Origin of the sequence: Devosia insulae DS-56 (assembly GCF_000970465.2) — a bacterium.
In the GTDB taxonomy this organism is placed as follows: Bacteria; Pseudomonadota; Alphaproteobacteria; order Rhizobiales; family Devosiaceae; genus Devosia_A; species Devosia_A insulae.
The window spans coordinates 1-6,506 of sequence record NZ_LAJE02000100.1 but is presented as its reverse complement, the minus strand read 5'-3'; the positions used below and the strand labels follow the sequence as shown (position 1 = coordinate 6,506).

Sequence of the window (6,506 nt, the reverse complement as noted above, 5' to 3'; positions counted from 1 at the left end):
GTGCTGACTGGACCACCCCTCCCTCAATCCCTCCCCTCAAGGGGGAGGGAAGCGACGACTGAGAGAGCGTTTCGCCGAGTCAACCAATCTCCCGATAGCCCTTGCGGCCGCCTCCCACCCGGAGGCGGCCGCTGCCGTTCGCGCGTCCACCAGCATACAATGTCCGAGTTTCTGCAAATTTGCAACGAACTATTGCAAGACTGATTTTCGGCTGCTAGCGTCCGGCACGATCCGATCCCGGCGGCGCGGTGAAATCAGCCAGCGCAGTCTGGCAGCCAGCCGCACGGGAGCGATCGGGACCGAGGAATCCTGAGGAGGAAAAACTGGACAACACGGTAGGACATTTGTTTGCGGCAACCGGGCGCCTGGCGCGGCTCGCCCTTGCCACCACGGCGCTCGCGACGTTGGCGAGCGCGGCCATGGCTCAGGAACTGACGGGCACCATCACGGTGTGGAGCTGGACCAACCCGGGCAAGGGCATTGAGGCAGCCATTCCCGGCTTCACCGCCCTGCACCCTGGCGTGACGGTCAAGGTGGAAGATGTCGGCAACCCGGCGATCTGGGACAAGATCACCACCGGCATGGCCGCGGGCGGCGCCGGCCTCGCCGATGTGCTGAACATCGGCATCGACTATATCGGCAACTATATCGAGACCTTCCCGAACGGGCTCGCCAACCTCAGCACCATGGGCGCCAACGACCTCGCTGCGCAGTTCCCATCGGGCATGTGGGCCAGCGGCTCGGGACCGGATGGTGCCGTCTACGGCATCCCCTACGAGGTCAACACTTCAGGGTTCTTCTACCGTAAGGATCTGTTCGAACAGGCCGGCATCGATATCAACTCGATCGCCACCTGGGACGACCTGATCGCGGCCGGCCCCAAGCTCAAGGAAGCGACCGGCGCCTCGCTGTTCGCGCTCGACAAGGCGGCGACCGTCGCCGACTCGGCCAACCTCTGGCAGTTGCTGACGGCGCTGCAGAACAGCTTCTACTTCAACGGCAATGGCGAGATCACCATGAACGGCCCGGCCGGGGTGCGTTCGCTCGAAATCCTGAAAAAAGCCAACGACGCTGGCCTCGTCGCCGACGTGCCGGGCGGCTGGGACAACTTCCTCTTGACGGTGAAGGGCGAGATCAACGTCGCCGTGGTGCCGGCGGCATCGTGGGCGGCCGGGGTGTTCGAAGGCCAGGCGCCGGAGATGGCCGGCAAGTGGGGCATCCGGCTGCCGCCGGCGGTCGAGCCGGGCGGCCTGACCGCGGCCATTTCGGGTGGCACCTACCTGTCGGTGGCCGAGACCAGCCCCAACAAGCAGGCGGCCTGGGAATTCGTGAAATATGCCATGGGCACGCTCGAGGGCCAGCAGGCCGTCTACAAGGGCGGCGGCATGTTCCCGGGCTTCAAGCCGATGCTGGAGAGCGCAGGCTTCGTCAAGCCGAGCGACTATTACGGTGGCGCCGAGGTCAACCGGCTGTTCATCGACGAGCTCAGCCAGAAGACCCCGACGGTGAACTACACCACCGACTACGCCCGGGCGCTCAAGGCCTATACTGACGCCCAGACCCAGGTGCTGCTGAGCGGCGCCGACCCCAAGACGGTGCTCGACGAGGCCGCCGCACTGGTCGCCGGCCAGACCAGCCGGACGATCGCCAACTGATACGCTCCGCCTGAGCGTTACGGCGGCGGGATGCCGGGTTTCCTCCCTCTCCTGCCGCCACCCTTTTCCCTTCGCAGGGCAATCGTGTTTGCGCTGCGTGCACGGGACTCTCGGTGATCCTCCACCGTGAAACGGGGGAGGATCACCGATAGTCCGGTGGCTATTGATGTTCTTTCCGGTGAACCAGATGAAGTCGTCCAAGCTGCAGCCGGCCACGCGCCGGCGCTGGCGAGGCTCCGCGCCGCGCCTCACGCCTTACCTGTTCCTGTTGCCTGTGCTGGTGCTGTTCGCCGGCTTCAAGGTTTACCCCTACCTCTATGCCGCCTGGCTGAGCCTCACCAAGATCATCAAGGGGCAGACCACCTTTGTCGGACTGGGCAATTACGCGCGGCTCGCCACCGATCCGATCTTCTACAAGGCGCTCAGCAACACGCTGATCATCCTCATCACCCAGGTGCCGCTGATGCTGGGGCTGGCGCTGGTGCTGGCCGTCGCCTTCAACTCGATGTTGCTGAAGTTCCGCTCGTTCTGGCGCACCGCTTACTTCGTGCCGATCGTCATGGGGCTGGTCGCCTACGGCATCCTGTTCTCGACGCTGCTCAACAACCACTACGGGCTGGTGAACTTCCTCTTGGAGTCCGTGGGGTTGCCGCGGGTGCCGTGGCTGGCCGATCCGTTGTGGGCCAAGGTGTCGATCATCATCGCGCTCACCTGGCACTACACCGGCAACAGCGCAGTGATCTACCTGGCGCAGCTGCAGTCGATCCCGGGCGAGCTCTATGAGGCCGCCGAGATCGATGGCGCCACCACCTGGCAGCGCTTCTGGCACATCACCCTGCCCGGGCTCCGGCCGGCGATCACCCTCACCGTGGTGCTCTCGACCATCGGCACGCTGCAGCTCTTCGACGAGCCGTATGTGCTCACCAATGGCGGGCCCAACAACGCCACGCTGACCATCGGCATGTACCTCTACCAGAACGGCTTCAAGTACTTCGACTTCGGCTACGCCTCGGCCATCGGCTACGTGCTGACCGGCATTATCGGGATGATCGCGCTGATCCAGTTCCGGTTCCTCAGGGAGAAACAGGCATGAGGATCGATCGCAGCCCCGAGGCGCGCAGCGCGAGCCTTGCCGTCACCGTGGTCATCGCCATCGGCGCAGTACTGATGCTGGCGCCGTTCTACTGGCTGATCGTCGCCAGCACGCACCGGACGCGCGACATCTTCTCCAACCCGCCGAACCTGGTGCCGGGCGACCAGTTGTGGGTGAACCTCACCAACCTGTTCGTCGGCGAAGGGTTCGGCCAGGCGGTGCTCAACTCAACCCTCGTCGCAACGCTCTACGCGCTGCTCGGCGGCCTCGTCTGCACCGCCGCCGGCTATGCCTTCGCCAAGTTCCGTTTCCCCGGGCAGGGCGTGCTGTTCGGCATCGTGCTGGTGATCCTGGCGCTGCCTTCGCAGGTGACGCTGGTGCCGCTATTCCAGATCATGGTGCAGCTCAACTGGCTCAACACCTACCAGGCGCTGATCCTGCCCAACCTGGCGCTGCCGTTCGGCATCTTTTTGATGCGGCAGACCATGCAATCGGTGCCGGATGAGCTGATCCAGGCGGCGCGCGTCGATGGCGCCGGCGAGTTCCGGATCTTTGCGCAGATCGTCCTGCCGACGATGCGGCCAGCGCTGGCAGCGCTCGGCATCTTCCTGTTCCTCGCGCAGTGGAATGACTTCGTCTACCCGCTGATCGTATTGAGGACCTCGGACGCCTACACCGTGCCCGTCGCCCTCGCCTCACTGCAGGGCCTCAGCGACACCGACTACGGCCAGTTGCTGGCCGGCACGCTGGTGTCGGTGCTGCCGGTGCTCGGGCTGTTCCTGTTCCTGCAACGTCATTTCGTCGCCGGCATCCTTGCCGGCGCGGTCAAGCAATAAGCATCAGGAGACTGGCACCGTGCTGCTGGAAGACTACGCATCCGTCATGGCCGCCGCCGCCACCGGCATCCCCGGCGTTGAGGTAACGATCGGCACCGGGTGCCGGGTGATCGGCAAACAGAGCCTCGGCGAGCTCGAGATCACCACGATCGAAACCGACGGCGCGCTGATCCGGGTGTCGCTCGAAGTGCCGCTCGGGGATATCGAGGGCTACTGGTATCCCAATGGCTCGATGCGCGCCCTGCCGGCCGACTGGAGCGGGCGGGACAAGACCAGCATCATCTCGTCGAGCCCGCTCGGCTGCGTCTACGACCGGCACGGTAAGGCCATCCTCGCCTTCTGCTTCGACCAGCAGATCGAGGAGAGCCAGCTGCGCTTCGGCGTCTCCGAGGAGCACAAGAGCTTCGTCATCTATTACGAGCACGACCCCAAGGGGCCGCGCACCATCCGGCTCGCCACGGCCCGGGCCGGGCTCGACCATGCCGAAGCGGTCGGGTTGCTGCGCGACTGGCTGCGCGACGATATCGGTGAGCCCTTGCCGGTGCCGTTCGCCGGCACGGTGCCGGTCTACTGCACCTGGTATGCCTATGCGCAGAACATCAATGCCCAAAAGATCGAGCGCGACGCGGCGCTGGCTGCGGCGCTCGGCTGCAAGGCGGTGATCATCGACGATGGCTGGCAGAAGCTCGCCACCGGCCGCTGGTATGCCGGGTGCGGCGACTGGGTGGCCGACCCGCAAAAATTCCCCGACATGCGCGGGCATATCGACAGGCTGCATGAGCTTGGGCTGTCGGTGATCCTCTGGGTGGCGCCACTGCTGCTGGGCGAAAAGAGCGATGCCTATGCGCGGCTGAAACAGTTCGCGCCCTACCACAATGCCGATGGCTGGCGCGCCTCGGCGCTCGACCCGCGCTACCGCGAGGTGCGGGAACACTTCGTTGCCACCTGCATTCGCTTGATCCGCGACTATGGCGTTGACGGGCTGAAGATCGATTTCCTCGACGGCGTGGTCGCCTACCAGGGGACGCCGACCGGCGGCGATATCCCGGATGTCGGGCAGGCGCTGCATGCCACATTGCAGCAGCTCAAGGCCGAGTTGAAAGCGGCCGGACTCGACGAGGCGCTGATCGAGTTCCGCCAGGCCTATGTCGGGCCGGCCACCGCGCCTTACGCCAACCTGCTGCGGGTCGGCGACTGCCCGGTCGACGCCAACCAGAACCGTCGCGCCACCGTCAACATGCGGATGATCGCGGCCGGCCAGGTGATCCATTCCGACCCGACGGTGTGGGATCATCGCGCCGGTGCGGAGCCGGCGGCGCGGCAGCTGCTCAACGCCTATTTCAGCGTGCCGCAGGTCTCGATGGACCTCTCGAGCCTGCCGGCAGTGCAGCGCGACGCGGTGCAGACGGTGCTGCAGAACTGGATCGAGGACCGCGAGGCGGTGCTGTTCGGCGAGGTGAGCGCCGGGGTACCGTCCGAGGGGTATCCGGTGGTACAGGCGCGGCACCGGGGCCGGCTGGTGGTCGGGGTGTATCAGCCGATGGTGGTCGAGATCGACCTCGATGGCGTCACCGAGTTGCGGCTGCTCAATGCGACTTCCCACGAACGGATCGTTGTGCGATGGACCGGTAAGGCCCGGCGGTTGAGCGGCATCGCCCACGCCGCCCGCGGCGATGTCGGTATACCGCTCGAAGTAGACGCTGAGGGGCTTACCGAGCTCCGCATTCCAGTGTCTGGTATCGCGACGCTGAGTGTCTTGAACGAGTAACAATCGGGGAGCCCGTGGACAGGTCCGATGACAGCAATGGGCCGCGCAACCCGCGCAGCCGCAGCGGGGTAACGGAGGGCGCGGCGCATCGGCCCCGCCCCCGCTCGCCGGCCGCCAATATCGGGCTTGCCGCGGTCGCCGAACTCGCCGGGGTCAGCGAAGCGACGGTCAGCCGGGTGCTCAACCGCAAGTATGGCGTTTCGACCGCCACACGCGAGGCAGTCGAAGCGGCCCTGCGCAAGGCGGGCTATGAGCGGCAGCTGAAGGGCGAGCTGGTGCTGCTGCTGGTGCCCGGTGTCGCTGAATCGATCTTCGCCGACCTCTGCGAAGCGATCGAAAACGAGATCGCGCCCTATGGCCTGCGTGCGGTGATCTGCCCCGGCACGCAGCGCGAGCGCGACTATGTCGAGGCGATGATCGATGCCGGCATCGCCGCCGTAGTGTTCCTGTCGTCGAGCAATACGGTGCGCAATGCCGATCCGGTGGCGCGGCAACTGCTGCAATCGCGTGGCATTCCATTCATCTGCGTCAATGGCGGCTTCCCCGATACGCCCTCGCCGGTGTTTTCGACCGACGACTGGCGCGCCGCCGAGATGGCAGTGGCGCATCTCTACGACCTCGGGCATCGGCGCATCGCCATGTGCGCCGGCCCGGTGGGCAACACCCCGGCGGACCGCCGCGTCGAGGGGTTCGTCCAGGCAATGGACCGGCGCGAGCTGCCCAATTCCGAGGATTTCGTGGTGCGGCAATATTACAATGTCGAGGGTGGCCGGCACGCCGCCGAGGAACTGCTGCAGCTGGGCGTGACGGCGATCGTTGCGTCGAGCGACGACATGGCGCTCGGGGCGATGCGCGCCATCCAGCGCGCCGGGCTCAGAATCCCCGGCGATATCTCGGTGATCGGCTACAACGATTCCTACATGCTGGATTTCACCGACCCGCCGCTGACCGCGGTGCGGCAGCCGGTCGAGCGCATCGCCGAGAAGACCACCCGCGCCATCGTGGCGCTGACCGCGAACCGCTCGCTGCCGCTGGCCGAAGTGCTGATCGATCCGGAATTCCGGCTGGGCGGTTCGACTGCACCGGTGACGACGAAGTAACTCGGAATCGCGTCCAGCAACCCGCGTAAGCCGGTGCGGGCTGACCCCCACCCC

5 protein-coding genes are annotated in these 6,506 nt (G+C 65.8%); all 5 read left to right on the top strand.

All coding sequences use genetic code 11. From position 1 onward, the window contains the following. Nucleotides 1-419 precede the first annotated feature (419 nt). The 5 genes from VW23_RS06755 to VW23_RS06735 all read left to right on the top strand — a co-directional run bounded on the left by VW23_RS06755 (nucleotide 420) and on the right by VW23_RS06735 (nucleotide 6,452). Complete coding sequence (locus VW23_RS06755) at nucleotides 420-1,655, top strand: ABC transporter substrate-binding protein (protein WP_084645669.1); 1,236 nt, start codon at nucleotides 420-422, stop codon at nucleotides 1,653-1,655. 187 nt (nucleotides 1,656-1,842) lie between these two features. Then, a complete protein-coding gene (locus tag VW23_RS06750; RefSeq protein WP_069908818.1) occupies nucleotides 1,843-2,748 on the top strand; it encodes a carbohydrate ABC transporter permease in 906 nt (301 codons plus the stop codon). Further along, nucleotides 2,745-3,584 (top strand): carbohydrate ABC transporter permease, encoded by an 840-nt coding sequence (locus VW23_RS06745; protein ID WP_069908816.1) that lies wholly within the window; start codon nucleotides 2,745-2,747, stop codon nucleotides 3,582-3,584. Before VW23_RS06750 ends, VW23_RS06745 begins: the two co-directional genes overlap by 4 nt. 19 nt (nucleotides 3,585-3,603) lie before the next feature. Continuing rightward, nucleotides 3,604-5,352 (top strand): glycoside hydrolase family 36 protein, encoded by a 1,749-nt coding sequence (locus tag VW23_RS06740; RefSeq protein ID WP_069908815.1) that lies wholly within the window; start codon nucleotides 3,604-3,606, stop codon nucleotides 5,350-5,352. 14 nt (nucleotides 5,353-5,366) lie between these two features. After that, the gene (locus tag VW23_RS06735) at nucleotides 5,367-6,452 is read left to right on the top strand and encodes a LacI family DNA-binding transcriptional regulator (protein WP_201788023.1); all 1,086 of its coding nucleotides are present in this window, start codon (nucleotides 5,367-5,369) and stop codon (nucleotides 6,450-6,452) included. Nucleotides 6,453-6,506: the final 54 nt, after the last annotated feature.

Coding starts and splice junctions, on each gene's coding strand:
- VW23_RS06755 (WP_084645669.1), top strand. CDS start 420: ATGGCTCAGGAACTGACGGGCACCATCACGGTGTGGAGCTGGACCAAC.
- VW23_RS06745 (WP_069908816.1), top strand. CDS start 2,745: ATGAGGATCGATCGCAGCCCCGAGGCGCGCAGCGCGAGCCTTGCCGTC.
- VW23_RS06750 (WP_069908818.1), top strand. CDS start 1,843: ATGAAGTCGTCCAAGCTGCAGCCGGCCACGCGCCGGCGCTGGCGAGGC.